Source organism: Amycolatopsis sp. NPDC024027 (assembly GCF_040638975.1).
Classification (GTDB): Bacteria; Actinomycetota; Actinomycetes; order Mycobacteriales; family Pseudonocardiaceae; genus Amycolatopsis.
On sequence record NZ_JBEZYY010000015.1, the window covers coordinates 24,109 to 50,556 of the forward strand.

Below are 26,448 nucleotides of genomic sequence, written 5' to 3' on the forward strand. Positions count from 1 at the left end.
CCGGAGGTCGCGAATGACTCATTCGGAACACCAGAGGTCCCGAATGAGTCATTCGCGGCATCGCCGCCGGCGCCGTCCCGGGTGTGCCGGCTCGCTAAGCCGCCTTCGGATGAGCGGCCCGGCGGTTCTCCCGCGCCAGCTCGACCGTCGTCGCGATGCGGCGACGGCGGGTCTCGGGCCGCTTGGCCTTCGCGATCCACTCCAAGATCAACCTCCGCGACGAAGGCGGAAACCCCTCGAAACACCGCCAAGCCACGGCCTCCCCCGCGAAGGCACCCCGCAGCTCCGCCGGCACCACCCCGTCCTGCGCTTCGGCCAGCACGTCCCAGGTCCCGGTCCGCCGGGCCAGATCGACCGCCGCCTGCCCGGCCGGCGTCATCGACCCCGCCGCGGTCAGCCGCAGCACCCGCTCCCGGTTGACCCGGCTCCACGTGCTCCCCGGCTTCCGCGGCGTGAAGCACAGGTACGTGCTCTCGGCGTCCCGCCGCAGCGCCTTGCTGTCGATCCACCCGAAGCACAGCGCCTGCTCCATCGCCTCGTGGATCCGCACCCCCGGCGCCGCACTCCCCTTGCGCCGGATCACCAGCCACACCGATGTCCCGCCCGGCGCCGCCAGCCACGTGCGCCACTCGCGGGCCGATGTGACCTCCAGCACGGGGATACCTTCGATCTTCTCCATGTCCTCATCGTCCGCACCTAAGTGCTCATCTTCTGAGCACTTTCGCCCGGGAACAATCACCGGCCTCCCGGCGTAGCGTCCTGGTATGGAGACCCCGTTGAGCACCGACCGGCTCGTGATCCGGGACTGGACGGTGGACGACGCCGAAGCCGCGTTCGACATCTACGGCGCGGAAGACGTCACGCACTGGCTGACCCCGGCCATGGACCGCGTCGGCGACGTCGGCGCGATGCGCGCGGTCCTGCACGCCTGGCAGGAAACCCAGCCGAACCTGCCGCCGCCGCGCGGCCGGTGGGCCATCGAACGCAAGGAGGACGGCGTCGTGATCGGCGGCCTCGGCATCCGCCTGCTGCCGCCGTTCGAAGAGGACCTCGAACTGAGCTGGCAGCTCAGCCCCGGCGTCTGGGGCCAGGGCTACGCGTCCGAGGCGGCCACCGCGCTGATCGAGTGGGCCTTCACTCAGGACACCGAAGAGCTGTTCGCCGTCGCGCGGCCGAACAACACGCGGGCGATCGCGGTCGCCAAGCGGCTCGGCATGAACTGGGTCGGCGAGACCGACAAGTACTACAACCTGCGGCTGCAGGTGTACCGGCTCCGGCACACCGACCTCATCGGCTGACCGGCTCCAGCAGGAAGACGCGGATTTCGCGGTGCTCGGCCCGCAGGGCGTAGCGGTCGTACGCGGGCCAGTACGCCGCGACCGCGTCCCACATCTCCTGGCGCTCGTCCCCGGTCAGGAGCCGTCCGGTGACGTCGATGGTGCGCCCGTGCACGGCGATCGTCGCCTTCGGCTGAGCCAGCAGGTTCGCCGACCAGGCCGGATGGGCTTCGCCGCCCCAGTTCGAGGCGATCACGACGTACCCGCCGGCACGCTCGACGTAGAGCAACGGCACCTGCCGGGGCTCACCGCTGCGCCGCCCGATCGTCGTGAGCAGCAGGGTCCGCAGCCCGACCGCCGTGCCGACGCCGACCCGGCCGCCGCTGATCCGCAGCAGCACCCGGTCGGCGGGCACGAGCGCCCGCCCCAGCACCGCGAACGCCCGGCTCTTGCCGAACCCGGCGAAGACGCCCCGCAAACCAGTCACGGCGAGATCCTAGGTCTGGCAAGGTCTGCGAGCATGACCCGCCCCGAAACCGCCGCCGAGGTCTTCGACGCGCTCGGCACGGACTACGAACACGCCTTCCGCACCGCGACCGCCCAGCGCGCCGCGCTCACCGACCTGCTCGCCGCCCTCCCGCCGGAGGCGAAGGTGCTCGACCTCGGCGCCGGCACCGGTCGGCCGACCGCGGAACTGCTGGTCGCCGCCGGCCACGACGTCACCGGTTACGACGTGGCGCCGAAGATGGTCGAGATCGCCCGGAGCCAGGTGCCGGCCGCCCGGTTCGAACTCGGGGACATGCGCGAACTGTCCTTCCCGGACGGCACCTGGGACGCCATCACGGCCTTCTTCTCGATGCTGCAGCTCGCCCGGGCCGAGCAGGAAACCATGATCGGCCGTCTCGCGACCTGGCTGAAGCCCGGCGGCCTGCTCGTCTTCGCCACCGTGCCCGCCGACGTCGACGGAGTGGACATCGTGTTCATGGGTCACCCGGTCCGGGCGTACAGTTTCGCCACCGGTCCCCTCAAGGAGCGGCTGCGGGCGGCGGGCCTCGAAATCGTCCAGGAGGACGAGGCCGAGTTCGTCCCCGACCACCCGGACGCCGGCCCCGAGCCGCACGTCTACCTGACCGCCCGCAGACCGGCCTGAGCCGGCCGGCCCGCACGACGTCGATCCCCCGACGGACATGAATTTTGCTCAACTTCGTGCGTGTGCCGCGGTGGACCCGGGCTAAAGTGAGGAATGGGCATCGAAGCTCTGGCCAGGCCGGTACCTCGCGAACACCGCGAGCTGCTGCGCGAGATGCTGGCCAGGCTCCCCGAGTTCGCCGATCGCCTGGCCCGGCTGCTCAGTGAGCAGGACGAGTTCTACCGGCAGGTCGAGGACGTCGCCCCCGGCGAGCTGCGGCAGGTCTGCCGGGCCAACCTCGAGCGCGCGCTGACGGCGCTGGCCGAAGGCCACGGCCTCGCCCTCGACGCCGCCCGCAAGACCGGGCTCACCCAGGCGCGCCAGGGCATCCCGCTGCCCGCGGTGCTGCGCGCGTTCCGGATCGGCGGCACCTTCGTCTACGAAGGGCTCCTCGAGCTCGCCGGCCCGGAGTTCCTCAACCCGACCCGGACGATCGAGATCAACTCCTACGTCTGGAAGGCGATCGACCTCTACTCCGACGCGCTGACCACGGCGTACGAGGAGGTCGCGGCCGAGCCGTCGCACGCGAACGCGCGGCTGCTGGACGACCTCCTGCGCGGCCGGCTCGCCGGCCAGGCGGACATGGAGGCCGCGGCCCGCGACCTGGGCCTGCCGACCGCGGGGATGTTCGTCGTCGTGGTGACCGAGCGCATCGAGCCGGACGAGCACGACTCCGTCGAGGCGCTGCTGCGGGCGCGGCGCTGGCGCTCGGCGTGGCGGCCCGGCGGCGAGGCGGGCCTGGTCGCGATCGACCGGATCGAGGACGTCCGGCGGCTGCGCGAAGTGCTCGGTTCCCTGCCCGTGGCGGCCGGGATGAGCAAGCCGTTCACCGGGTTCCCCGACGTCCCGGACGCCCTGCACCGCGCCCGCATCGCCCGCCGCTCGCTACCGGCGGCGACCGCGGGTGTGGTGGTGTTCGGCGACTCGCCGGTGACGACGCTGGTCGCGGCCGCGCCCGGGATGGCCCGCGACGTCGTCCGGTCGGCGTTGGCCGGGGTGCTCACGTTGCCGCCCGCGGAGCGCAAGGTCCTGCTCGACACGCTGCTGGCGTGGTTCGCCGGCCACGGTTCGGCGAAGGAAGCCGCGGACCGGTTGTTCGTGCACCCCAACACGGTCCGGTACCGGCTGCGCCGCGTGCAGGAGCTGACCAAACGCGACCTCACCGACCCGGTCGACATCGGCGAGCTGTACGTCGCACTGGAGTCGGTACGCCTGGAGCCCGAGCCCGGGTGATCGTCTTTCGATCACTACCGATTGACTTTCGATAGGAAGAGCGCGATAGTCGGCGCATGGTTACCGAGAAGTGGGCCGTCGCCGCGCTCAGAGTCTTCCTCGTGGTGCTGTTCGGCGTCCTCGTCGTGTTCCAGACGCTCTCGCTGCCGGGCGGCATCGCCTACCACACGCAGCAGAACCCGCACGACGCTCCGCTGCGCTGGCCGTTGACCGCCATCGCGGTGTTCCTGGTGCTGTGCGTCCAAGTGGTGGTCGTCGCGACCTGGAAACTGCTGACGCTGGTCAAGAAGGACCGGATCTTCACCACCGCGTCCCTGAAGTGGGTCGACGCGATCGTCTGGGCCGTGGCCGCCGCCTGGCTGGTGGTCGCCGGCATGCTGCTCTTCGTCGGGTTCAACGCGGACGACCCGGGGATGCCGATGCTGCTGTTCCTGGTGACCGTGGCGATCACGGTGATCGGCCTGCTGATGGTGGTCATGCGCGCGCTGCTGCGCCAGGCCACCACCCTCCGGTCCGACATGGAAGCGGTCATCTGATGCCGATCGTCGTGCGCATCGACGTCGAACTGGCCAAGCGCAAGATGAGCGTCGGGGAGTTCGCCGAGAAGATCGGCCTCACGCCGGCCAACGTCGCCGTACTGAAGAACGGCCGCGCCAAGGCGGTGCGCTTCAGCACCCTGGAAGCGATGTGCCGGGTGCTCGGCTGCCAGCCCGGCGACCTGCTCGAGTGGGTCGAAGACGAGGTTTAGCCCAGGTCAGCGGCCCGGCACGCGACTTGCCGATGGCCAGGCCCTGCCCCTGCCCAGCCTGCCGCTGCCCGCCCCAAGCGAGTGGCGGGCAGCGGGCGGGTAGCGGCTGCAGCGGGCTGCGGGCTGCGGGCTGCGACGGGGCCGGCGACGGCGGGGCGGGCAGCGACTGCGGCGGGCGGGCTGCGGCGGCCGGGCCGCGGCGAGGCGGGTCGCGGGCCGGGCTAAGCCGCGTCGGTGTCGACCACTCGGGCCAGCTCCAGCAGCGTTGCCTCGAAACCCGGGCCCGCCGTCAGCGCCACCGTGAGCGGCCCGCCGCGCCGGTCCCGGCCCACCGGGAGGGTCACCGCCGGTTCCGTCCACTGCGGACGGTCCACACCGGCCGAAACCACCACGTCCGGGCGGGCCGGGCGATGCCGGCGGCCGCCCGCGTCGAGGTCGAGGACCACGTTGCCGTGCAACGAGAGCAGAGCCGCGACGTCCGCCACCGCGTCGCGCAGCTCGCGGTCGGCGATCGAGTCCGAATGGGCGCCGATCGCCGGGCGGGGTGGGTCGTTGTCGCGGGCCAGGCGGGGCACGATCGCGCCGAGGTCGCCCGAGGCGCACCTCAGCACCCGGATGCCGGGCACGCCCGCCTGGGGGTCGGCGATGCTGATCCCCGCGCTTGCGGCGGCCGCCACGATCCGGGCCCGCCAGCGCGCGGTCGCCGCGATGGCGACCATCGATGGGTCCTGGAGCAAAAGGGGAGTTCTCCTTCGCGGTCCGGCGCGGCGGCAGGGGGATCGTCCGATGGTGAGGCCGTGCCCGTTGTGCCCGGGAACAAACATGTTTGGTCGCTTGGTCCGAACGGCCGTGCCCATGCCGCCTTCCGGTCGCACCGGACATCTGTGACCGCCGGTCACACTTTGACGCGCGACGTGGCGCGGGCCACTATCCGTGCACCTGATTACCGCCGGGTAATTTGGGTGTCCGGAGTACGACCCAGGAGGACCGTTGCGACGAGCTTTGGGCCTGATCTTGCTGGCGCTGGGGGTCTTCGCGGTCGCCGGGGCGGTACTGTTGCCGACCTACGTCTACCCGAAGCTCACCAAGGTGCCGCTCGACCAGGATTCGACGTCGGTGCTGGAAGGCACCGCGAGCAAGGTCCTCGCCGTGACCGACAAGGGCACCGGCCCGGTCACCGAGATCCGCGAGAACCGGAAGCTGACCGCGACCGGCCACGTGCAGGCGAACTTCGCCCGGCCCGAGATGCACGAGGGCACCGACTACGCGGTTTGGCTGCTCGCGGTGCAGGTCAAGGACGACGAAGACGGCACGGTGCTCACCGCGAGCAAGCGGCAGGTCTGCTTCGACCGGCACACCGCCGAGGGCTACGACCCGCGCGGGGACGCCGACCCGAAGTGCACCAAGGAAAGCAGCTACGTCACCCAGCTCAAGGACAAGGCCGACAAGGACGGCGAAAAGCCGCCGGAGCAGAACATCTACAAGGCCCAGCCGGGCCTGAACTTCAAGTTTCCCTTCGGCACCGAGCAGAAGGACTACCAGGTCTACGACGACAACACCGGCACCGCCGTCACCGCCCGGTACACCGGCACCGAGGAGGTGAACGGGATCGAGACCTACAAGTTCGTCCAGAACATCCCGGACACCAAGCTCGAGACGAAGTCGGTGCCCGGCTCGCTCGTCGGCGTCGCCGACTCGAGCGTCGACGCGGACCTGTACTACCGCGGCGTCAACACGATGTGGGTGGAGCCGGTCACCGGCGTCGAGGTGAAGCAGCAGCAACAGCAGCACCAGGAACTGCGGCCCACCACCGGCAACCCGACCGTCGTGTTCGACGGGACGCTCGCCTACAACGGCAAGACGATCGCGCAGATGGTCGACCAGATCGACGAGAACAAGGGCAAGCTGGAGTTCCTGTCGAGCACCGGGCCGCTCTGGCTCGGCATCGGCGGCGGGGTGCTGATCCTCGTGGCGATCTACCTGCTGGTCCGCCGGCGCCCGGCCGCCCCGCCGGCCCCGCCGCGGCGGCGGCAGCGGGTGCCGGTCGGCGCCGACCGCTAAACCTTCCGCAGGACCAGAACGAGATTCCAGGACGCAATTTCACGAAGGCCGGGAATCCGCACGATCCACCTCGCCCAGCTCGGGTGGTACCGCGGGTACCCGGCCACGAAATCGGCGAGCGGCGTCGCCTTCGCCCAGCGAAGCGCGGCGCCGACCGAAACCGGGAACAGGCTCTCCCCGAATTTGTTCTTCGGCTGCTTCCCGAGTTTCCGCGCATAACGCTGCCGGGCGTAGTGGCCGCCGAGGAAATGCCACGGCGCGGTCTCGTGGCCGCCCCACGGCGAATACCACGGCGTGAACGAGGCGAAGACCGTGCCGCCGGGCTTGGTCACCCGGCACATCTCGGCGAGCATGACCCACGGCTCGGACACGTGCTCCAGCACGTTCGACGAGTAGCAGACGTCCACGGATCCGCTGCGCACGGGCAGTTCCGTGCCGCTGGCGCGGATCATGTTCTCCCCCGGCTCGCCGCGGGCGGAGAGCTCGCCGACGTCCGGGTCCAGGCCGAGGTAGACCGCGCCGGCCGCGCGGAAGGCGTCGGAGAAGTAGCCGGGGCCGCCGCCGACGTCGAGCACCGTGCGGCCGGACAGCGGAGTGTGCGCCGCCAATTGCCGGACGGAGTCGGCGGCGAGCGTGGAATAGAAGCCGTCCGGATCGGTCTGCTCGGTGAGGAATGTCCGGAACAGGGTCACCGAGCGGCGGAGCGTGGCGCGATGCGGCTGCGGCGTCGCGACGATAACCGGATTACCTACCATTGAACCGTCGCTTTCCCGAATACGTTCATCTAGGGTGTACGCACCAGTAACCTAGCACCGTCGCTACAGTTTGGATAACCCGATGGAACGTCCTCGTGTGCTCCTCCTCAACTGGCGCGACACCCGCCACCCCGAAGGCGGCGGCTCGGAGCGGTACGTCGAGCGGATGGCCGAAGGCCTGGCCAGAGCGGGGTACCGGGTCGAGATCCAGTGCGCCGCGTACCCGGGTGCGACGGCGGGCGAGTGGCGTGACGGGGTCCGCTACCGGCGGCGCGGCAACAAGTTCGGCGTCTACGCGCACGCGCTGCGCGCCATCCGCCGGGCCCGCGCCGATCTCGTGGTGGACGTGCAGAACGGCATGCCGTTCTTCGCCCGGCTGGTCGCCGGCTGCCCGGTGCTGGTGCTCGTGCACCACGTCCACAAGGAACAGTGGATCAGCGCGCTCGGCGAAACGCTGGGCCGGGTCGGCTGGTGGATCGAGTCGCGGCTGGCGCCGTGGCTGTTCCGCCGGTGCCGCTACGTCACGGTTTCCGAGGTCACCAAGGCGGAACTGGCGGAACTGGGCATCGGGCGCGAGCGCGTGACGGTGGTCCCGAACGGTCTCGACACGCCCCCGCCGTGCGCGTCCGAACGCGACCGCGAGCCGACGCTGGTCGCGGTGAGCCGGCTGGTGCCGCACAAGCGGATCGAGCACGCCATCGACGTCGTCGCGCGGCTCGCGCGGCGCTGGCCGTCCCTGCGACTGGAGGTCGTGGGCCAGGGACCGTGGGACGAGGTGCTGCGCGCCCACGCCGCTTCGCGCGGGGTCGCCGACCGGGTCGTCCTGCACGGCTGGGTCGACGAGCAGGCCAAGCACGAGATCCTCGCGCGCTCGTGGCTGCACCTGTGCCCGTCGGTCAAGGAAGGCTGGGGCATCGTCATCATGGAGGCCGCGGCGCACGGCGTGCCCTCGGTCGCCTACCGCGCCGCCGGCGGCGTGACGGAGTCCATTGTGGAAGGCCGGACCGGCCTGCTGGCCGACGACTTCGACGATTTCACCGCGCAGGTCGACGGCCTGCTCGCCGACGGCCTGCGGCGCGCGGAAATGGGCTTGGCGGGCGCCGAACGGGCCGGCAGGTACAGCTGGGACGTCAGCGTCGGCCAGTTCGAGTCACTGGTGCGGGACGTCTCCGGGCGGCCGGTCCCCCGGCCCCGCACCCTGGTCCCGGCGCTCGCCGAGCAGCCGACCTGATGCAGTGAATGACTCATTCCTGGCGTCCGACGCCAGGAATGAGTCATTCATGTCATTGCTGCGCCGCCTGGTCCCGTACCGCATCCCGGAACTCGCCCAGCAGCCGGGCGGCGGCCGCCGCGTCGAAGTCCTTGCGGCGGGCGCGCACGGTGACGGTGGTGGCCCCACCGGTCGTCGCCGCGCCGAACGCCACGCCTGAGCGGCCGCTCGCCGCCGGGTAGAACGCCAGCGTCCGCACGGTGTCCCCGGTGGACACCACGCCGAGGTTCGAGACCAGGAACGTCGAACCGAGCCTGCTCGCCAGCAGCCGGGTGCCCAGGCGGGCGAGACGGCTGCTGCGGGCCGGGAAATCCGGCTCCGGCGGCTGCGCCTTCAGCACTTCGGCGACGTCCGCGCCGCGGCTCAGCCGCAGCCGGAAGAACGCGCTGTCGTGCACCGGTTCCGGCGCGGCACCCGGCCGGCGCGACGCGCCCAGTGCGGCCACGACCCGCGCGGTCCGGGCCCCGCGCGCACGGTTCCAGCGTTCGGTGGCGCCGGCGGCCGCCGCGACGAACCCCGCGGCCCCCAGCCGCAGCCGCGGCTCGTGGCAGGCCACGAAGACGTCTCCCACGCCCCCGCGCCCCCGGTCGGGGGTGATCCGGCCCGGCGGCGCGAAAAGCGCCTCAGCGAGCCGCTGGAGGGCCGAAACCGCAAAGGGTTTGCCCCCCGCCCGCTCGCCGATCCCGCGCGCGGCCGAAGAAACCGGGACGTCGAGGAGGATGCCGAGCAGGGCGAGCAGGCCCAAGCCGTCGAGGGCGCCGTGGTGCGCGGCGATGAGGAGAGCCGGTTCGCCGACGGCGACGCGCACCAGCGGCGCGCCGCGTTCGTAGGGCGCCGCGGCGAAGCGGTCCCGGACGCCCGCGAGGTCGGTGATCCGCTCGATCTCGGGCACCGCACCGAGGTGCGGGTGCTGCTGGATCGCGGCCGCCAGCCGGGCGCGGAGCTTCTCCGGTTCCGGTGCGGCCGCGCCGAGTTCCGCTTCGAGGAGGATGCTCCAGGAAACGGTGGGGTCGCCGTAGAGCCCGACGACGCGGTGGGCGTGGTCGGAGGCGAGCCGGGTCACGCGCCTCAGCGGTCCCCGTAGAGCTTCAGCGGGTGGTCGGCAGGGTTGAACTTCACCTGCGCGTTGAGCTTCTGCTGCACCGGAGCGGCGGTGTCCGGGTCCGCGCCCTGGATGAGGGCGAACCCTCCCGCGGTCGCCGCTCCGCCGCCGATGATGACGGCGACGATCGCGCCGATGACCGTGCCCACGAGTCACTCCTTCCGCGGCGGGAGAATCCTGCCGCGGCCCAATGTACGCATGGGTAACATGCGGCACAACACTGCGACGCACAGCAATGTGAGCGCTACTCCGTTCGCCAACAAGACGGGCGTCCACGAGATCGCTTTCACCGCGGGCTCACCCGGGGTCCGGTACAGCGTCAGCCACTCACCCGACCACACCCGCGTCGCGCCGGCGAGCAACCGCGGGTCGACGTAGCCGGGTGTCCCGTGCTCGACGAGGATCCAGCCGATGCCCGCGTCGGTGAGCTCCTGCGCGGACGTCGCGGCGCGGACGTCGCCGATCCTCGGGTCCTCACCGGCGATCCGCTCGGCGCCGACCTGCAGGGTGTCGTCCATCAGCACGGGTTTCGGCAGCGCGCGCGGCGCCGGGTCGAGCTGGGTGCGGTCGTCGTTCCACGCGAACCCGCGGAACGCCGAGAGCGGCAGCGCCAGCACGTCACCGGGCCGGTCACCGAGCTTTTCGGACACCGCCGGCCAGTCGGCCGGGTACTGCGCGGTGCCGAGCCGTCCCCAGCCGCCCCACGCGAGGTCCGGCATGGTCAGCAGCGGGAAGACGACCGCCGCCGTCACCAGCCCGGCGCGTCCCCCCGCGGTCTTCAGCTTCCCCGCGGCGGCTTCGACGGCCAGCGCGAAGCCCACGGCGAGCGGCACCGCCCACCACGCCACCCATTTCTGGGCGTCCCGCAGCAGTCCGGCGCCGGGCACGTACCGCGTCGCGGCGGTGAGCACCCAGGCCCCGCCCGGCAACGTCGCCAGTGAAGCCAGGAGAACGCCCAGGACGCCGAGCGCGGTCAAGGAGCGCACCGGCGCCGTCCCCCACCGGCGCGCGAGCGGCCAGAGCCCGGCGATCGCCACGGCGACGATGACGAGCGTCAGCACCGGGACCAGCGGCACGGCCCGGCTGCCCGGCACCGTTTCGGCGTTCCAGATGCCCCCGAGGCCCAGCACGCTCAGCAGCGCGGGGCCCCAGCTTTCGGCGCGGGCGCTGAACGCCGTGACGCCGCCCGGGTCGGAGAACGCGCCGCCGGCGTTGAGGAACGTCGGGACCAGCCACGGCAGGTTGAGCACGAGCGCGAGCGGGACCGTCTGCCACAGCCGCCGCGAACCGGCGGCCGCGACCATGACGGCGGCCGCGAGGACGCCGCCCGGCGGGGTCAGCACGGCCGGGGCACAGGCGATCACCAGCTTCGGCAGGGCACGCGGTTCGTGCGCCCGGACGGCGAGCCCGGCGCCGACGATCCACGGCAGGGCCGCGTACGTCAGCAGCAGCGGCCAGTGCCCGATGAACAGCCGTTCGGCGAAGTACGGCGTCCAGGCGTAGGCCGTCGCCGCGACGAGCCGGGTGCCCAGGTGCTCGGTGGGCACGAGCCGTCCCGCGCCGAAAGCGGCGAAGAAGATGGCCAGGAGCAGGACGATCTTCTGGACGACGTCCCCGGGCAGCACGGTGGTGGCGAGCGCGACGGCGGCGTCCGCCGGGACGGACCGCGGCAGCGTGCTGCCGACCCCGAAGGCGTCCGGCACGAAGTACTGCCGAGGCGCGAACACCATGTCGTAGCTCAGGACGAACCCGCGCCCGAGCAGGGGCGCGCAGACGGCGAACGCCAGCGCGGCCGACAGCACGGGGAGGGCCGCCCGCCTGCTCGGTGCGTTCACGGCCCTTCCTTTCCGTTGCGCGCGCGGTTATGGTCCCTGGTCATTACCCGCCGGTAATGGGAGCCCGCCGTTGAGCGTAGACACCGAAGTCCCGGCCCGGACCGGCAACCGGGTCGCGGCGATCCTCGTCTCGCTCGCGCTCGCGGGCAACAACGCGGCCAGTTACGTGCTGAGCCTGGCGGCCGCGCGGATCCTCGCGCCCGCCGCGTTCGGGGAGCTGAGCTCGCTGCTGGCGGTGCTGGTGATCGGCGTCGTCCCGGCGATGGGCCTGCAGACGGTGGTGGCGCTGCGGGTGGCGCGCGCCCCCGGGCTTTCGCAGGGTTCGCTGTTCGCGCTCGGCCTGGTGACGAGCGCGATCGTCGCGACGACGGCGTTGACGCTGAGCCCGTTGCTGGTCCTCCTGCTGCACCTCGGTTCGCTGGCCCCCGCACTGCTGGTGACGGCGGCGCTCGGGCCGTTGACGCTGCTGGGCGTGTTCCACGGTCTCCTGCAGGGCAGCCACCGGTTCGCGGTGCTGTCCGGCCTGATCGCGCTGGAGGGCCTGGGCAAGGTCGGCGGTTCCCTGGTGGGGCTGGTGATCTCGGGGTCACCGACGGGGGCGCTGGCCGGCGCCGCGGCCGGGTCGCTGGCGGTGGTCGTGGCGGGCTGGCAGATCTGCGGCCGCCCGCGTCCCCGCTGGGCCGACCGCCACGGCGGCGAGGTGCTGCACACGGCGCAGACGATGCTCGCGCTGGTGCTGCTGGTGAACCTGGACCTGGTGCTGGCCCGCCACACGCTGCCGTCGTCGGAGGTGGGCGAGTACGCGCTGGGCGCGATCGTCACGAAGATCGCGTACTGGCTGCCGCAGGCGGTGGGGGTGCTGGTCCTGCCGCGGTTCGCGGTGTCCGACCGCCGCCGCCGGGTGCTGCCGGTGGCGCTGGCGGTTTGTGCTTGCCTGGACGCGGTGGTCCTGCTGATCTCGCTGGTGCTGGGGCCTTCACTGCTCGCGGTGATCGGCGGCGCCAAGTACACGGGGAGCACGATGCCGGTGTGGCCGTTCGCGCTGGCGGGCTCGATGCTCGCGCTGGTCCAGATCCTGCTGTACGCCCGCTTGGCCGACGGCGACCGCCGCGTGACGGTCTTGATGTGGTCCGCGGTCGGCGTGGAGGCACTGCTGATCACGACGTGGCTGCACGGCTCACCCACCCAGGTGGTCACGGCGGCGGTGTGCACCGCCGGCGCGTTGGCCGCGGCCGGCGCACTTCTCGAGCTCCGGCCCCGACGCAGGGAATCCCACCGCGGTGAATGACTCATTCCTGGCGTCGGACGCCAGGAATGAGTCATTCACTGCATGCGTGCCGGGAGGACCGGGCGGGTCAGGGGGCTGGCTCGGTGGGGTTTTCCTTGCGGGTGAACCAGTCCACGCACGTGGCCACCATCGCGGCCGCGGCCAGCAACAACGCCGCCTGGGTCACCGGGCCGTACGCCCAGTCCTGGCCGTGGCCCAGTACGCGGCCCGTCACCGATACGCCCGCCGCCACCGCCGTGCCGCCGAAGGCCAGGAACCTCGGTGCGCGCTCCGAGAACTGGCGGGCCAGCAGGCACGCGATCAGCAGCACCACCGGCAGCATCCCGCCCAGCGCGACCAGCAGCCCGATCAGCACGACCGGTGTCCAAGCACCGCCCGGGGAGATCGTGAACCGGCGCCGGTGCGCCGGCCACGCCACGCCCACCAGCAGCACCAGCACCGCCGCCGCGCCGATCAGGAGGCTCAGCCGGTAGTTCGCGTCCGGGGTGAACGCCAGCGCCACCACGCCGCCCGCGCCCGCCGGGACGATCCACGCCTGCTGCCAGCCGTCCACGCGGGTGCGCGTCAGCTGCTGACCGTCCAAAGTGGCCGTCCAGCCCGCGTTCGCGTTCTCCGGGACCGCCAGCACCGCCTCCGCGCCCGGCCCCACCGTCACCGACCGCGACGCCGCGTCCCAGCTGCCCACCTGGACCGCGCGGTGCACCGGCGGCGCGGTCGTACCGGACGGGCGCAGCCACAGGTCCTGGACCACGAACGACTCCGACCGGTCCGTCCGCAGCTCGTGCCCGCCCGCGGGCAGCGCGATGCCGCCCTCCGAGTCCCGGCACATCCCCAGCGCCAGCGGCCGGTGCGCGGTGAGGTCGGACAGCTTGCCCTGCACCGACGTCCGGTAGTCGAGCCCATCGAGGTGGACGTTCGGCCCCGAGCCGCACGGCACCGTGAACGCCGGGTCCGGCGCCGGGAGCAGGCCGTCGCTCCCGGACAGCGTCAGGCTGCCGATGCCCACCACCGCGCGCGCCGCCGGATCGTCGTCGTCGCCCGGCAGCACGATCTGCAGCTGGTCGGTGTCCAGGGGTTCGAAGGACGCGGACCCCCCCGCGTCGAGCTGCACCGGCCGCGTCCCCGACCGGCCCACCAGCTCCACCTGCCGCGGTGCCTTGGCCCCGCTCGACGGGGAAACCTCGAGGTGCAGCCCCGAAATCCGCTTCGGCGACGACCACCCCAGCGTCAGCGCCGGCCGCAGGTCGGTGACGTCCGGGCGCCACGTCGTGCCCGGATCGCCGTCCACGGCCGCCAACCCGGCGGCCGCCGGGTCGCCGCCCAGCTGGGACGTCGACGCCACGGTCACGCCGGGCAGCGACACCGGGTTGCGGCCGCCGCCCGCGGGCAGCACCGTGCCGCCGACCAGGTACGTCTCCTCGGCCGGGGTGCTGAACAGCCGCCGGATCCCGTCGGGTTCCTCGCCGTCGCGGGCCGCGGCGGCGTCACACCGCACGGCGGCACCGAGTGGCAGGCACGCGTACCGGGGCTGCGGACCGCGCGTGAACGCGAACCCGGGCGCCGGCCCGGCCGGCAGGTCCGCGGGCACTTCCAGGGCGCGCTGCGGCTCGGTGTCCGGAATCTTCAGCTCCGCGATGCCGACGTTCCCGTCCTGCCGCCCGACCACCAGCGACAGCAGCGTGATCCGCACCGTGCGGGTGACACCACCGGCGACGGAGTACTCGTGCGGCCCGGCGCCGCGGATCACCGGCTGCTCGACCGAGCCGTTGTCGGTCGTGATCCGGATCCGGGTGGCCGGCCAGCCCACCCGCAGGTCGTCGACCATCTGCAGCTCGACCGAGTTCACCAGCCGAGGGGTGTCCAGCTCCACCTCGAGCCACTGGCCGATCGGCCCGGTGAACGACGACGAGTGCCACGCCGTGCGCGGATCGCCGTCGATCGCGGCGAACGGCTGGTGCGACGGATCGGACCCGCCGAAGGCGTCGGCGAACGACGCCGCCGTCGACGCCGTCACCGAGCGGATCCCCCGGTAGGCGGCCACGGTCTGGTGCTCCTGGCCCGGGAACGGCAGCAGGTCGCCCGCCGCGCGCTGCTGGCGGTAGGCCTCGCCGGCGGTCAGGGTCTGGCTGAGGTTGTCGCGGACGCCGCCGACGTTCCGCTCGGCCCGGCGCAGGCCGTCGGTCACCAGCCGCGGGCCGCCGGGCGACCCGCCGTCGCCGGTGAGCACGGTGGGCGTCGCCGGGTCGAGCTGACCCGAGTCGATCAGGGGCAGCAGGTTCTCCGGACCGCCGCTCACCGTGGGGACGTCCGTTGTGGACGTCGCGGTGGCCAGCGGCACCGGCTTCCCCACTTCGTAGACCTCGAGGGGCCCGAACTCCGCGGCCTTGGCGATGCCCGGCGACCCGGCCAGACCGGCCCGCAGGGTCGCGATGGGGGGTGCGGTGTTCCGTTCCCGGTCGATGTCGTTGCGCAGCAGCAAGAACCGGTATCCCGAACGCGCGAGCAGCGCGGCCAGGCCGGGGTCGCCGCGGCCGTCGGCGAGCGCCGCGTCCACGGAGTCCATCAGCCGCGTGTTCCCTTCGGACCCCAGCGGCACCTGGTTGCGGACCGCCCACGGGCTCCGCGCGATCGCCTGCGCGGGCTCGTCGACCGTGCGGCCCCAGTCGTACTCGCCGAACCCGGTGGCCGGCAGCAGCAGCGTCCGCGCGTTCGGATCGGCCTTGCCGACGTAGGCGAAAGCGTCGTACCAGTAGCCGGGCACCGCGTCCCAGCCCGGGCCGGACCGCAGGTTCAGCAGCCACGCCGGTGCCGCCATCACCAGCACCAGCAGCAGGCCCAGCGCCGGGCGCAGGAACCGGCGCGCGGACGTCACCCTGGCCGGACTCGAGATGCCGTGCGCGAACGCCAGCATCAGCGGCAGCCGCAGCACCGGCTCGAACTTGTGCACGTTGCGCAGCGGCGCGAGCGGCCCGTCGAGCAGGTGCCGGACCTGTTCGGCCAACGGGCTGTCGAGCGTGCCGACGTAGCCGATGGTCAGCAGGGTCAGCCCGGTCACCACGCCGAGCACCAGGAACCGCCGCTCCGGCAGGCCCCGCCGGGTCAGCCCGAACAGGCCGACGCCGGCGACGAGCCCGGTCGCGAGCATCAGCACCGGGTTGTCGATCAGCGACCAGCCACCCGGCCACCACGGCGTGCCCTGCACGACGTAGGCGACCCACTGGTTGGTCCCGCGCAGCACCTCGAACAGCGACATCGGCGCGGTCGTGTTCGTCGCGGACTCGATGTAGTCCAGGAACGGCAGGCTGTATTCGCCGAGCAGCAGCAGCGGCAGGATCCACCACAGCGTCGCGCCGACGACGAAGACGAACCACCACAGCACCAGCTCGACGTGCGCCCGCGTCCAGCGGCGGGTGAGCAGCCACAGTCCCGGCAGGACGAGCGCCATCACGACCATCGCGCCGTTGACGCCGCCCATGCACAGCACGGCCAGCGCGGACAGCCCGGCGGCCCGCCGCGGCGAGCCGATCGCCCCGGCCCGCACCAGCGGCACCAGCACCCACGGCAGCAGCACCGCGGGCAGCATTTCCGCGGACAGACCGCCGATTTCGGTCAGCATGCGCGGCGCGAGCGCGTACCCGAGCGCGCCGATCAGCCGCGTGCGCTCGGTGCCGATCTTCATCGCCCGCGCCAGCAGCAGGGCGCCGCCGAACGCGGCCGACAGCAGCACCGCGCCCCACAGCCGTTGCGCGATCCACGCGGGCACCCCGGCGGCCTGGCACAGCGCGAAGAACGGGCCCATCGGGAACAGGTAGCCGTACGCCTGGTTCTGCAGCTCCCCCGCGGTGGCCTGGGGGTTCCACAGGTGCAGGGCGCGCCCGAGGAAGGCGAGCGGGTCGACGGCCAGGTCCAGCTTGGTGTCGAACGTCGTCTTCCCCGGCATCTGCAGGAACGACAACGTGGTCAGCGCCAGCACGATCCAGGTGCTCGGGCGGCGGAGGAACGCGCCCGGCGAGAACTTCCGGCCGCCGCCGGAGGGCGGGGCGTCGTCCCGGGTCCGTTCGCGGGTGGCGGTTACCATCCGGTAGATACTAGGCCGAAACCTGGCTACCATGTGCCGACGATTTTCCCCGGCCCCCGACTTCCCTGGGCAGGTGCGCCATCACTACCGAACTGAGCACGAACGGCTTCGCCGACGCGTGGGCACTGGCCGAGCCGGTCAAGGGCTGGATGACGCGCGCGCAGGGCGAAGCGCTGTGGCAGGCCGCGTGCCGCCTCGAAAAGGGTGACGTCATCCTGGAAATCGGCAGCCACCAGGGCCGATCCACGATCGTCCTGGGCGCCGCCGCCCGCACGGTCGGGGCCACGGTGATCGCCGTCGACCCCTTCGTGGACGGCCGGTTGTTCGGCGGATCGCCGACGCGGCAGCTGTTCGAGCGCAACATCCGCCGGGCCGGGCTGGACGACGTCGTGGAGCTCGTTGCCGGTTACAGCACGAAACTGCGCCCTGACTGGGATCGGGCCATACAGCTGCTTTACATCGACGGCAAGCACGACTACTGGACCTACACCGACGACCTGCGCTGGTCGGCGCACCTGCCGCCGGGGGCGGAAATCCTGGTCCACGACTGTTTTTCCTCCATCGGCGTCACGCTCGGCACGATCGCGAAGGTCCTCTTCGGACGGCGGTACAGCTATCTGGACCGGGCCACGTCGCTGGCGCGGTTCCGGCTGGCGCCACCGTCCACGGCGGACCGGCTGCGCGTGCTGGCGCAGCTGCCGTGGTTCGCGCGCAACGTCGGGATCAAGGTGCTGCTGCGGCTGCGGTTGCGGCCACTGGCCCGGCTGCTCGGCCACGACAGCCCCTACGACCCCTACTGAGTCACCGGCTTCCCGACCTCGACCCTGGGGACGCACACGGGTGCGCCCGGGCTCGACAGCCGTACGCCGATGTGGTCGAAGAGGCCGTCCACCGGCAGGTACAGCGAGTGCAGCCCGGGCTGGAACCACACCGGTGTCCGGTCGACCAGGCCTTCACCGCCGTCGCGGGTGAAGTAGTCGATCTTCAGCAGGTGCCGGCCGAGCATCGGTTTGTCGAGCGGGATGCTGAGCGGCGTTTCGCCGACCGTGTACCCGCAGTCCGCCAGCGGCCCCGCCGCGCCGCGGGACTCCGCGGCCACGCCGGTGATCAGGTGGGGCGTGCCGGTGGCGTCGAGCAGGTGCATCCGGTTCGTCGGCTGGTCGAAGTGCGTGCCGGGCACCAGGCCGGCGACCCGGGACGCCTGTGAATCCGCGCCGAACCATTCGTGGACCACATCGGACGGCACGAACGTGTCGTAGAAAACCAGATCCGGATCCGCCGCGACGGCCGCGCGCACATTGGCGAGGTATTGCCCGGAATGGTCGAACCGCATCGCGGGGGCCAGCCGGGAAAAAGCGATCGCGGAACTGGCGAGCAGAAGCACGCAGACGATTAGGGCGATCGGCCGCTCGCGAGTGACTCCGGATGGTCCAACCCCATCAGGCGTGAGGAAAGCGAACGCTCCGCAGAGGGCGGCCACGAACGCCAGCTCGGCGAGGTACCTCGGGTCGTCACCGGCGGCCGGGCCGACTTCGCGCAGCCGCGTCAGCGCCAGCAGCCCGACGTCCACCGCGAACAGCAGCCCGAGCAGCGCCCACGCCCGCCAGGCCCGGCGGCCGCCCACGCGCGCGCCGGCCACCAGCAGCGCCACGGCCGCGGCGAACAGGAGGACCACGACCGCGAACGGCGAGGGCGCCCAGGTCGCGCCCGGGCCGGGTCCCGACCACGGCCCGCCGGCCAGGCCGGGCAGGAAGGTGTCGCCGAGCATGCGGCCGGTGAGGTCGGCGACGGTGCCGGCGGTCATCGGCGGACCGCCGGGAGCCACCTGGCTCGACGTCAGCGCGAGGTAGCCCGCGACGAACGCGGCGAGCAGCGCCGCGTGTCCCGCCCAGTAGCGCCACCGGTCGCGGAAGGACTGTCCGAGCAGGACGGTCACCCCGGCCAGCAGCACCGGGACCACCACGGCCTTCTCGTAGAAGGCGAGCCCGAAGAGCGTCCAAGCGAACGTGCCGATCCACCACCGGCCGCCCTCGCGCAGGTAGCGGACGTGCCAGTACAGGGCGCCGGCGGCCGCCAGCACCACCGGGACGACCTGGGAACCGTAGGCCCACCACAGCGGCGGGACCAGCAGCAGCGTCGAGGCGGTGAACACGGTGAACGGCACCAGGATCGCCCAGCGACGGCCGAAGCAGCGCACCAGCAGGCACCAGAACAGCACGGTCGCCACGGCCCGCATCAGCAGCAGCGGCAGCATCATGAGCGGGAAGTTCAGCGGCGCCCACCAGGTCATCACGGCCGCGAGGAGGAACCCGCCGGGCATCAGGTGCCCGTGGTAGTCCTGGAAGAGGTAATCGAGGTCGAACGGCCCGGCGAAGGCGGCCCGGTAGGTCATGACGAAGTCGTCCTGGGCGAAGTTCCCGTGCAGCGCCGCCCAGGTGTGGAAGGCGAACGGCACCACGCCGGCGACGAACGCGGCGAGCACCAGCGCCGACGGTCTTCGGGTCACCCGGGGCGCGGGCTTTTCGATCTGCACCAACACGGGCGTCCTCACTTCTTGCAGGCGGGCGGCTGGCACATGAGCTTGCTCAGTGCCTGGTAGAAGACGTCGGAGATCTTGCGCGGGTCGGGCGTGGTGAAGGACTCGCCGCCGGTCGCGGCCGAGACCTGCCGCAGCTCGCTCGCGTCGATGTCCGGGCCGATGCCGATCCCGATCACGGGCAGCGGTTTCCGCGGGTCCTGCAGCCGGCCGAGCTCGGCGAGCAGGCCGGGCAGCCCGATCGAGTCGTCGTCCTCGTTGCGGCCGTCGGTGAGCACGACGACGACGTTGATCCGGCCGAGCTGCCAGCTCTGCCGGGCGTTCTGGTAGGCGGCGAGGATCGAGTCGTACAGCCCGGTCGCGCCGCCGGGTTTCGGCTTGACCGCCTGCAGCTTCGCCACCCCGCCCCCGGCGAGCTGCTGGGAGATCGGCAGCATCGGCAGCAGTTCCTTGTAGTCCTTGGCGCCGTCCAGCTTGGTCGAGAACAGCCAGAGGCCGATCTCGGTCGTCGGCTTGAACAGCCCGAGCCCCTGCGTCGCGGCTTCGAGCGTGAGCGCCATCCGGCTGCGGCCGGTGCCGGGCACGGTGGCGGCCATCGAGCCGGAGACGTCCAGCAGGACCTGGACGCGGGCGCTGAGGTTCGCCCCGGCCCAAGCCTGCAGCACGCCGTACATCGCTTCGGGCGCGGGCGGCCCGGCCGGGCGCGGTGCGGCGTTCGTGCGGGTGTCGCGCGGCCGGTCGCCGAGCAGCTGCCCGGACGGCGTCCGGAACCCGCCGTCCGCGAACGCCTTGGTGGCGGTCTGGTCGAGCAGCAGCCGCAGGAACCGCTCGGCCGCCGAGCGCGAGGCCTCCGAGGCCCGCGGCAGCACGACGTACGGGTAGTCGAAGCTCGGCACGCCGGCGGCGGGGTAGGCGGCGACGAGCTTGCGGGCCAGCACCGACTGCTCCGACGCCGGCCACGCGGTGAACGGCTGCTTCACCGCCGAAAGCCTGCGGATCTCCTCGGTGAAGGCGGCGGCCGGGTCGGGCGCGTCCTTGGTGACCTGCTGCAGGCCGATCAGCGCGCCGATGGCGGCCGGGTCCCGGCTCGGATCGGGCAGCCCGACCGGGCTCGCGGCGAGCACGTCCGACCACGACGGCGACTTCCCCGGCCAGCCGGCCTGCTTCGCGACGTCGTCGGTCAGCGCCAGCACCACCGGCGAGCTCGCCACCGGCTGGCCGGACTCGGGGAGGTTCCACGCGCCGCCGTCGCGGGCCTGCAGCAGCCAGGTGCTCGACTCCGGCACCCAGACGTCGGGGCCGTTCGCGCCGTTGGCCTCCAGCGCCGTCGCGGTGGCCGTCGAGGGGCTCGCGGTGACCTCGACGGAGTAGCAGTCCCGCTCCGGGACGGTCCGGGCGAGCCCGGTCAGCACCGGCGCGATGTCCGGCGCGGCCGTGACGCGCACCGCGGTGGTGGTGTCGCAGCCGCTGCCGGCCAGCCGGTTCTTCAGGTAGTCGAACCCGGCCCAGGCGAGCAGCGCGACCACGAGCAGCGCGCTCAGGACGATGACCCGGGCGTCGATGCGCCGGGCCCGCGCCGGGTGTGCCGCCAATGCACGTCCTTCCCTCGTGAGGTGCTGGCAGCTTGCCAGCCGGGTGAGCGGGAAGCCAGTACCGGAAGCAGAACGTCACCATCGGCGCGTGAGCCCGCGGTGAAGGGCGGCCCGGGTGCGGCCGTTTTGGTGATTCACCCTACGGCGTCGCGCTTTTCGCTTGACGACCATCCCACGCGGGTAATTGCACGATGACGGCTCGTGAAAACGATTCCGCCGTCCTTTCCCCGGCGATACGGCACCGAACGGAGGCCGAACCCGTGCGCACGATGTACGACGCGGTGACGGCCGCGAACATCCCCGCGGACGCCCGGATGGTCGCCGGCTACATCGACCGGATCAAGCTGGCCCCCTGGACGGCGGCGGACTGGGCACGGTTCCCCCACGCGGTCAAGGTCACCATCGCCAAGAAGGCCGGCACGAACGACGGGCACGTCCTCGACGTCGAGCCCGGCGACGCCACCCCGGCCGAGGCACCGGGCTGGGTCCGGATGCGCCGCGCGGCGGGCGCGGACCCGACGATCTACTGCAACCTTTCGACCTGGCCGTCGGTGCGGGCGGCGTTCTCCGCCGCCGGCGTCGCCGAGCCGCACTATTGGATCGCCCACTACGACGGCGATCCCGCCATCCCCGCCGGCGCGGTCGCCAAGCAGTACCGCGGGAACGTCGCCCCGGGCTACGACCTGTCGTCCGTCGCCGACTACTGGCCCGGAGTGGACGGCCCTTCGAGTGGAGTGGAGATCATGGAGCGCATCACCGTCACCCCGCCGAACGCCGCGGAGAACGCGGTGCGGGTGTTCCTGTCCGGCAGCCCCGCCGCGGCGGTCATCATCCGCCCCCGCCTCGGCGGCGACGGCTTCGCGAACCCGATGTGGGTGGGCGACATCTACGCCTGGGGCAGCGACCACCGGGGAGTCGGCCACAACCCCACCCAGACGGGCGGGTACGACTCGAAGCTGACTTCGCACCGGCGCTACGACCTGCCGGGCGCGGTGTGGGCCGACATCAACTACAGCGCGGCCGAGCCCTTCGAGATCGACATCGTCGGGTAGGTGCCAGGCGGGCGGGAGCGCGCGGCACAACGCATCGAGAGCCGCGGGCGCGCAAGGTGTGCCGCCGACACCACCCGAACTTGCGGCGGGAGCCGACCAAGCCGCCTCACGCGGGCGGGAGCGCGCGGCACAGCGCATCGAGAGCCGCCGGGTAAGCGTGTTCCGGCGGGGTCGCGTAACCGACGACCAAGCCGTCCATTGTGGACATCGTGCTGTCCGGGTGCCGGAACGCCGCCAGGCCGTCCAGGGCCAGCCCCTGCCAGGCCGCCGCCTTCAGTGCGGCCTTCTCGGTGCCCGGCGGGAGCCGCAACACGGCGTGCAGGCCGGCGGCGATGCCCGTCGGTGTCACGTGGGGTGCGCGCTCGGCGAGGGCCGCCACCAGCTGGTCGCGTCGGCGGCGGTAGCACTGGCGCATCCGGCGGATGTGCCGGTCGTACGCGCCGGACGTCAGGAACTCGGCCAGGGTGAGCTGGTCGAGCACGCCCGCCCACGCCTCGCGCTCGCCCTTCACCGCCAGCACCGGGTCGACGAGGTGCCCGGGCAGCACCAGCCAGCCCAGGCGCACCGCGGGCGAGAGGCTCTTGCTGACCGAACCGGCGTAGACGACGTGTTCGGGGTCGAGGCCCTGGACCGCGCCGACCGGCTTGCGGTCGTAGCGGAATTCACCGTCGTAGTCGTCCTCGATGAGCACGCCGCCGGTCGCGCGGACGTGCCCGACGACCGCGGTGCGGCGGTCGTGGTGCAGCGGGCCGCCGGTCGGGAACTGGTGGGCGGGCGTCAGCAGCACCGCCGGGACGTCGAGGTCTTCGACGCGCGCGCCGTGTTCGTCCAGGGCCAGCGGGATCGTCGGCACGCCGGCGGCGGCGAAGATGGAGCGGTGGAACGCGAGGCCGTAGGACTCGACGGCGAGCGGTCCCCGCAGCACGGCCGGGAACAGCAGCCGCAGGGCGTGGGCGAACCCCGAGCACACGACGATCCGCTCCGGTGAGGTCCGCACGCCACGGGCCCGCGCGAGGTACTCGGCGAGGGCTTCCCGCAGTTCCAGGCGGCCGTGCGGGTCGCCGGGGCCGAAGGCGTCGTGCGGGGCCACGTTGAGCGCGCGGCGCGCGGCGGCGAGCCACTCGGTGCGCGGGAACGACGTCGCGTCCGGCTGGCCCTGCCGGAGGTGGTACGCCGGTTTCGGTGCCGGTGGCGTCCGAGCCGGTGCCCGGACCGGCTTGAGGGGTTCGGCGCGCTCGGCGACGCGGGTGCCGGAGCCCTGGACGGCGGTGAGCCAGCCTTCGGCGACCAGCTCGGCATAGGCGTCGGCGACGGTGTTGCGGGCCAGGCCGAGGTCGGCGGCCAGCGACCGGTAGGGCGGCAGCCGGGTGCCCGGGGCGAGCCGCCCGGCGCGGACGGCGTCCCGCAGGGCGGCGATGAGCGCGGCGCGCTTGCCGCCGGGCCCGGTCAGCTCCAGGTGCAGGTCGGCACCGAGCCGCTCCCCCGAATTGACCCACGCTTTTGCCATGAAAATGCACCCTACACGGAGGTCAAACCGGCCTTAGATTTCTGGTCATGACGAACTCCCGCATCAACTTCGCCAAGACCGCCCCGAAGGCCTTCAAGGCCCTGATCGGCTTCGACGCCGCCGCCCGCGCCGGGCTCGACCCCGCGCTGGTCGAACTGGTCCAGATCCGCGCGTCGCAGCTCAACCGCTGCGCGTACTGCCTCCACATGCACACCTCCGACGCCCGCAAGGCCGGCGAGAGCGAGGAGCGGCTGCACATGGTCGCCGTGTGGCACGAAGCCGGGCACTTCTTCAGCGAGAAGGAGCGGGCCGCGCTGGCGCTGACCGAAGCGGTCACGCTCATCCACGAAGGTGGCGTCCCCGACGACGTCTACGCCCAGGCGCTCGCGCGGTTCGGCGAGGAAGAACTGGCCCAGCTGCTCGCGCTGATCTTCACCATCAACACGTGGAACCGCATCGCCATCACCACGGCGAAGGTGCCGGGCACCGACGAGCGAGTGGCCCGATGAGCCGCCGCCCGGGCGCGGTGCTGGCCCTGCTCGCCTTCGCGCAGCTGATCATCTCCCTCGACTACAACATCGTGTACGTGGCACTGCCGGACATCGGCCGTGACCTCGGGTTCGGCGCCCAGAGCCTGCAGTGGGTGGTGAGCGCCTACGCCGTGGCCTTCGGCGGGGCGCTCCTGCTGGGCGGGCGGGCCTGCGACCTGTTCGGCCCGCGCCGGGTCTTCGCACTGGGGTGCGCGCTCTACGCGGGTTCGTCGCTGGCCGGCGGGCTGGCCGGGGACCCCGGCCTGCTCGTCGCGGCCCGCGCCGGCCAGGGCCTGGGCGGCGCGCTGCTCTTCCCGGCGACGCTGACGCTGGTCAGCACTTCGTTCGCGGCCGGTCGCGAACGCAACCGCGCGTTCGCGGTGTGGGGTACCGCGGGCGGCAGCGGCATGATCCTCGGCTCGCTGCTGGGCGGGGTGCTGACGCAGGCGTTCGGCTGGGCGGCGGTGTTCTCCGTGAACGTCCCGCTGGCCGCGGCCGCCGCGGCGCTCGCCTTCCCGCTGCTGGCCAAGGATCCGGCCCGGGAGCCCGGCCGCCGGTTCGACCTCGCCGGCGCCCTGACCGCGACCCTCGGCACGACGCTGGTGGTGTTCGCCCTGGTCGAAGGCCCGGAGCTGGGCTGGACGTCGGCCGTGGTCCTCGGGACGGCGACGGCGGGGCTCGCGCTGCTGGCCGCGTTCGCGGCGATCGAACGCCGGGGCCGCGACCCGCTGCTGCCGCCACGGCTGCTGCGCGACCGCAACCTCGGCACGGGCGTGGTGGTGACGTTCCTGTACATGGGCACGTTCGGCACGCTGCTGTACTTCCTGACCGGGTACTTCCAGGGCGTGCACGGCTACGGCGCACTGGCGACGGGCCTGGCGTTCGGCGTGCCGATGGTGGCGATCGCGGCCGGCTCCCAGGCCGCGGGCCGGCTGGCGACGCGCTACGGAACCCGCGCGACGCTGGTGGGTTCCCTGGTCGTCGGCGGCGCCGGGGCGGTGGCGCTCGGGCTGTCGATGACGCTGGAGGCGTCCTACCTGGCGCTGGTGCCGGCCCTGGTCGTGCTGGGCCTGGGCCAGGGCGCGGGCTACACGCTGATGTTCAGCGCGGCGGCGGCCGGGATCCCGGCGGCCGACCGGGGAGTGGCGTCCGGAGTGGCGTCGACGGCCCAGCAGGTCGGCGGCTCGGTGGGCTTGGCGGTGTTCGTGGCGGTGGCCAACGCGGGCACGCACGGGCTGTCGAGCGAGGCCCTCCGAGTGGCCACAGTGGACGGTCTCCGCGCGGCGGTGCTGCTGGCGGCGGCCGGGATCGCGGTGACGGCGGTGGCGGCCCTGCGCTTCCACGGCCCACGGCACGCGGTGGCCGTCCCGGCCTGAGCAGCCCCCGATTTCCACGCTGAGAGCTGTCCCGTGACTGCATGCGCCGGCCACGACGACAGCGGTCAGTAGAAGCTCCCGGGGACGGCAGGACATGGCGACACTCCGACGGCCGGAAGTACCGTCGGTGACGGGCGAATCGGCTACTCGACCAGATGTCGGTGCGCCTTGCTCCAGTCGATTCTGTGGTCGAGTTCGGTCAGCAACCCGTCGGCGGCCCACGTGGCCTGGGGCTCGTGCCCCTGCTCGGCCAGCCGGCGCACGAGGTCGGCATTGTCCTGCTGTCCGGCTATGACGGCGTCGATGATCCCCACGGTCGAGTCAAGACCGTACGCACTGCAGAAGTGCTCCAGCCGCAGGCGGCGGTCGGGCGGCGCCGGGCAGTGCAGCCAGCGCAGGCACTCGGCATCGTCGCGGAACGGGGCAACGTACTCCAGCGCGTAGGACACGTCGTGCAAGCGTGGCGCCGGGCGGGCGAAGTCCCAGTCGATGATTCCCACCGGTTGGTTGCCCTGCCAGCCGACGTTCCAGGGGCCGAAGTTCCCATGGCAGACAACCTCGTCGTCGCCGGAGACACCTGCGTCCGTGGACCAGGTCGCGCCTGGCGGAGGTGAAAAGCTCTCGCAGGCATCGTGGTAGGCGCGCAGAAGTCGGGCGAAATTGCCCAGGCCGGGGTCGTCCACGACCTTGGCCCAGCCCGACGCTCCGGAGTCACCGTCGATGTAGGTGAGGACCCCGCGACCCTCGTCGTCGATTCCCAGCGGTCGGGGCGCACAGGCAAACCCCACATCCTCCAGGTGCCGCAGCAACGCATGGACGGTGGGCGTCCAGGGCTGGGCGGGCTGCGGACGGTGTTGCCGATCCGCACCACCCGGCGGTGGGCGCCGTCCTGCATCACTTCCTCGCTCGGCACCCGGTTCACGCTACCCAGCCGCCGAACACGCGTCACCTCGATTGCCGTCAGCGACGATGGAGGCCAGTTACCTCCCTTGGCGGAGGGCACCGACAGATTCCCGCGC

At 72.5% G+C, this 26,448-nt stretch carries 24 protein-coding genes; 12 read left to right on the forward strand and 12 right to left on the reverse strand.

The genetic code is table 11. The features are described 5' to 3' along the window. Positions 1-94: 94 nt before the first annotated feature. Positions 95-679, reverse strand: coding sequence for a YdeI/OmpD-associated family protein (locus AB0F52_RS31475; protein ID WP_360179012.1), 585 nt, complete (start codon positions 677-679; stop codon positions 95-97). An 85-nt stretch (positions 680-764) separates the two neighbouring features. Between AB0F52_RS31475 and AB0F52_RS31480 the strand changes: the two genes are divergently transcribed. Continuing rightward, positions 765-1,298, forward strand: coding sequence for a GNAT family N-acetyltransferase (locus AB0F52_RS31480; protein WP_360179014.1), 534 nt, complete (start codon positions 765-767; stop codon positions 1,296-1,298). Here the strand turns inward: AB0F52_RS31480 and AB0F52_RS31485 are convergent. Beyond that, entirely contained in the window at positions 1,288-1,755 is a 468-nt protein-coding gene (locus tag AB0F52_RS31485; protein WP_360179385.1) for a nitroreductase family deazaflavin-dependent oxidoreductase, read from the reverse strand. The genes AB0F52_RS31480 and AB0F52_RS31485 overlap by 11 nt on opposite strands. 42 nt (positions 1,756-1,797) lie before the next feature. On the opposite strand from AB0F52_RS31485, the gene AB0F52_RS31490 reads away from it, so the two are divergent. The 4 genes from AB0F52_RS31490 (at position 1,798) to AB0F52_RS31505 (ending at position 4,447) form a co-directional block, all read left to right on the forward strand. Next, entirely contained in the window at positions 1,798-2,427 is a 630-nt protein-coding gene (locus AB0F52_RS31490) for a class I SAM-dependent methyltransferase (RefSeq protein ID WP_360179016.1), read from the forward strand. 93 nt (positions 2,428-2,520) lie between these two features. Beyond that, positions 2,521-3,699: a helix-turn-helix domain-containing protein gene (locus tag AB0F52_RS31495; protein ID WP_360179018.1), complete on the forward strand. Its 1,179-nt coding sequence runs from the start codon at positions 2,521-2,523 to the stop codon at positions 3,697-3,699. 56 nt (positions 3,700-3,755) lie between these two features. Then, entirely contained in the window at positions 3,756-4,235 is a 480-nt protein-coding gene (locus tag AB0F52_RS31500) for a DUF2975 domain-containing protein (protein WP_360179020.1), read from the forward strand. Continuing rightward, positions 4,235-4,447 (forward strand): helix-turn-helix transcriptional regulator, encoded by a 213-nt coding sequence (locus AB0F52_RS31505; protein WP_103338337.1) that lies wholly within the window; start codon positions 4,235-4,237, stop codon positions 4,445-4,447. Before AB0F52_RS31500 ends, AB0F52_RS31505 begins: the two co-directional genes overlap by 1 nt. Before the next feature lie 221 nt (positions 4,448-4,668). Here AB0F52_RS31505 and AB0F52_RS31510 read toward each other — a convergent pair whose 3' ends face one another. Continuing rightward, complete coding sequence (locus tag AB0F52_RS31510; RefSeq protein WP_360179022.1) at positions 4,669-5,166, reverse strand: hypothetical protein; 498 nt, start codon at positions 5,164-5,166, stop codon at positions 4,669-4,671. Positions 5,167-5,437: 271 nt separating this feature from the next. Here AB0F52_RS31510 and AB0F52_RS31515 point away from each other — a divergent pair, with 271 nt between their 5' ends. After that, positions 5,438-6,508 carry a DUF3068 domain-containing protein gene (locus AB0F52_RS31515; RefSeq protein ID WP_360179024.1) on the forward strand — a complete coding sequence of 357 codons (1,071 nt, stop codon included), beginning with the start codon at positions 5,438-5,440 and terminating at the stop codon, positions 6,506-6,508. Here the strand turns inward: AB0F52_RS31515 and AB0F52_RS31520 are convergent. Beyond that, the gene (locus tag AB0F52_RS31520) at positions 6,505-7,200 is read right to left on the reverse strand and encodes a class I SAM-dependent methyltransferase (protein WP_360179026.1); all 696 of its coding nucleotides are present in this window, start codon (positions 7,198-7,200) and stop codon (positions 6,505-6,507) included. The two genes, AB0F52_RS31515 and AB0F52_RS31520, sit on opposite strands and share 4 nt — an antisense overlap. Positions 7,201-7,360: 160 nt before the next feature. Between AB0F52_RS31520 and AB0F52_RS31525 the strand changes: the two genes are divergently transcribed. Next, positions 7,361-8,494 carry a glycosyltransferase family 4 protein gene (locus AB0F52_RS31525; RefSeq protein WP_360179387.1) on the forward strand — a complete coding sequence of 378 codons (1,134 nt, stop codon included), beginning with the start codon at positions 7,361-7,363 and terminating at the stop codon, positions 8,492-8,494. A 52-nt stretch (positions 8,495-8,546) separates the two neighbouring features. Here AB0F52_RS31525 and AB0F52_RS31530 read toward each other — a convergent pair whose 3' ends face one another. The 3 genes from AB0F52_RS31530 to AB0F52_RS31540 are packed head-to-tail and all read right to left on the reverse strand — an operon-like array spanning position 8,547 to position 11,470. After that, positions 8,547-9,596, reverse strand: a complete 1,050-nt coding sequence (locus tag AB0F52_RS31530) for a hypothetical protein (RefSeq protein ID WP_360179028.1) — start codon at positions 9,594-9,596, stop codon at positions 8,547-8,549. A 5-nt stretch (positions 9,597-9,601) separates the two neighbouring features. Then, positions 9,602-9,784: a hypothetical protein gene (locus AB0F52_RS31535; RefSeq protein ID WP_013229289.1), complete on the reverse strand. Its 183-nt coding sequence runs from the start codon at positions 9,782-9,784 to the stop codon at positions 9,602-9,604. 3 nt (positions 9,785-9,787) lie between these two features. Further along, the gene (locus AB0F52_RS31540; protein ID WP_360179030.1) at positions 9,788-11,470 is read right to left on the reverse strand and encodes a hypothetical protein; all 1,683 of its coding nucleotides are present in this window, start codon (positions 11,468-11,470) and stop codon (positions 9,788-9,790) included. Between the two features lie 70 nt (positions 11,471-11,540). Between AB0F52_RS31540 and AB0F52_RS31545 the strand changes: the two genes are divergently transcribed. Then, positions 11,541-12,758, forward strand: a complete 1,218-nt coding sequence (locus AB0F52_RS31545; RefSeq protein WP_360179032.1) for a polysaccharide biosynthesis protein — start codon at positions 11,541-11,543, stop codon at positions 12,756-12,758. A gap of 67 nt (positions 12,759-12,825) precedes the next feature. On the opposite strand, the gene AB0F52_RS31550 is transcribed toward AB0F52_RS31545, so the two are convergent. After that, a complete protein-coding gene (locus tag AB0F52_RS31550) occupies positions 12,826-16,836 on the reverse strand; it encodes an alpha-(1->3)-arabinofuranosyltransferase (protein WP_360179034.1) in 4,011 nt (1,336 codons plus the stop codon). A gap of 149 nt (positions 16,837-16,985) precedes the next feature. Between AB0F52_RS31550 and AB0F52_RS31555 the strand changes: the two genes are divergently transcribed. Next, a complete protein-coding gene (locus AB0F52_RS31555; protein WP_360179036.1) occupies positions 16,986-17,636 on the forward strand; it encodes a class I SAM-dependent methyltransferase in 651 nt (216 codons plus the stop codon). Here AB0F52_RS31555 and AB0F52_RS31560 read toward each other — a convergent pair. Further along, on the reverse strand, positions 17,630-19,372 hold the full coding sequence (locus AB0F52_RS31560; protein WP_360179038.1) for a hypothetical protein: 1,743 nt from the start codon (positions 19,370-19,372) through the stop codon (positions 17,630-17,632). The genes AB0F52_RS31555 and AB0F52_RS31560 overlap by 7 nt on opposite strands. A gap of 11 nt (positions 19,373-19,383) precedes the next feature. Then, a complete protein-coding gene (locus AB0F52_RS31565; protein ID WP_360179040.1) occupies positions 19,384-20,964 on the reverse strand; it encodes a substrate-binding and VWA domain-containing protein in 1,581 nt (526 codons plus the stop codon). 260 nt (positions 20,965-21,224) lie between these two features. Here AB0F52_RS31565 and AB0F52_RS31570 point away from each other — a divergent pair, with 260 nt between their 5' ends. Continuing rightward, a complete protein-coding gene (locus AB0F52_RS31570) occupies positions 21,225-22,016 on the forward strand; it encodes a hypothetical protein (protein ID WP_360179042.1) in 792 nt (263 codons plus the stop codon). Between the two features lie 106 nt (positions 22,017-22,122). Here AB0F52_RS31570 and AB0F52_RS31575 read toward each other — a convergent pair whose 3' ends face one another. Beyond that, complete coding sequence (locus tag AB0F52_RS31575) at positions 22,123-23,523, reverse strand: PLP-dependent aminotransferase family protein (protein ID WP_360179044.1); 1,401 nt, start codon at positions 23,521-23,523, stop codon at positions 22,123-22,125. 47 nt (positions 23,524-23,570) lie between these two features. Between AB0F52_RS31575 and AB0F52_RS31580 the strand changes: the two genes are divergently transcribed. Next, positions 23,571-24,032: a carboxymuconolactone decarboxylase family protein gene (locus AB0F52_RS31580; protein WP_360179046.1), complete on the forward strand. Its 462-nt coding sequence runs from the start codon at positions 23,571-23,573 to the stop codon at positions 24,030-24,032. Next, the gene (locus tag AB0F52_RS31585; RefSeq protein WP_360179048.1) at positions 24,029-25,429 is read left to right on the forward strand and encodes an MFS transporter; all 1,401 of its coding nucleotides are present in this window, start codon (positions 24,029-24,031) and stop codon (positions 25,427-25,429) included. The genes AB0F52_RS31580 and AB0F52_RS31585 overlap by 4 nt, the downstream gene beginning before the upstream one ends. Positions 25,430-25,572: 143 nt before the next feature. Here AB0F52_RS31585 and AB0F52_RS31590 read toward each other — a convergent pair whose 3' ends face one another. Beyond that, positions 25,573-26,238: a phosphotransferase gene (locus AB0F52_RS31590; RefSeq protein ID WP_360179050.1), complete on the reverse strand. Its 666-nt coding sequence runs from the start codon at positions 26,236-26,238 to the stop codon at positions 25,573-25,575. Positions 26,239-26,448 lie beyond the last annotated feature (210 nt).

Excerpts from the sequence above, each read along its gene's own strand:
- AB0F52_RS31475 (WP_360179012.1), bottom strand. The coding sequence starts at position 679 with ATGGAGAAGATCGAAGGTATCCCCGTGCTGGAGGTCACATCGGCCCGC.
- AB0F52_RS31480 (WP_360179014.1), top strand. The coding sequence starts at position 765 with ATGGAGACCCCGTTGAGCACCGACCGGCTCGTGATCCGGGACTGGACG.
- AB0F52_RS31490 (WP_360179016.1), top strand. The coding sequence starts at position 1,798 with ATGACCCGCCCCGAAACCGCCGCCGAGGTCTTCGACGCGCTCGGCACG.
- AB0F52_RS31495 (WP_360179018.1), top strand. The coding sequence starts at position 2,521 with ATGGGCATCGAAGCTCTGGCCAGGCCGGTACCTCGCGAACACCGCGAG.
- AB0F52_RS31500 (WP_360179020.1), top strand. The coding sequence starts at position 3,756 with ATGGTTACCGAGAAGTGGGCCGTCGCCGCGCTCAGAGTCTTCCTCGTG.
- AB0F52_RS31505 (WP_103338337.1), top strand. The coding sequence starts at position 4,235 with ATGCCGATCGTCGTGCGCATCGACGTCGAACTGGCCAAGCGCAAGATG.
- AB0F52_RS31510 (WP_360179022.1), bottom strand. The coding sequence starts at position 5,166 with ATGGTCGCCATCGCGGCGACCGCGCGCTGGCGGGCCCGGATCGTGGCG.
- AB0F52_RS31550 (WP_360179034.1), bottom strand. The coding sequence starts at position 16,836 with ATGGTAACCGCCACCCGCGAACGGACCCGGGACGACGCCCCGCCCTCC.
- AB0F52_RS31555 (WP_360179036.1), top strand. The coding sequence starts at position 16,986 with ATGACGCGCGCGCAGGGCGAAGCGCTGTGGCAGGCCGCGTGCCGCCTC.
- AB0F52_RS31575 (WP_360179044.1), bottom strand. The coding sequence starts at position 23,523 with ATGGCAAAAGCGTGGGTCAATTCGGGGGAGCGGCTCGGTGCCGACCTG.
- AB0F52_RS31580 (WP_360179046.1), top strand. The coding sequence starts at position 23,571 with ATGACGAACTCCCGCATCAACTTCGCCAAGACCGCCCCGAAGGCCTTC.
- AB0F52_RS31585 (WP_360179048.1), top strand. The coding sequence starts at position 24,029 with ATGAGCCGCCGCCCGGGCGCGGTGCTGGCCCTGCTCGCCTTCGCGCAG.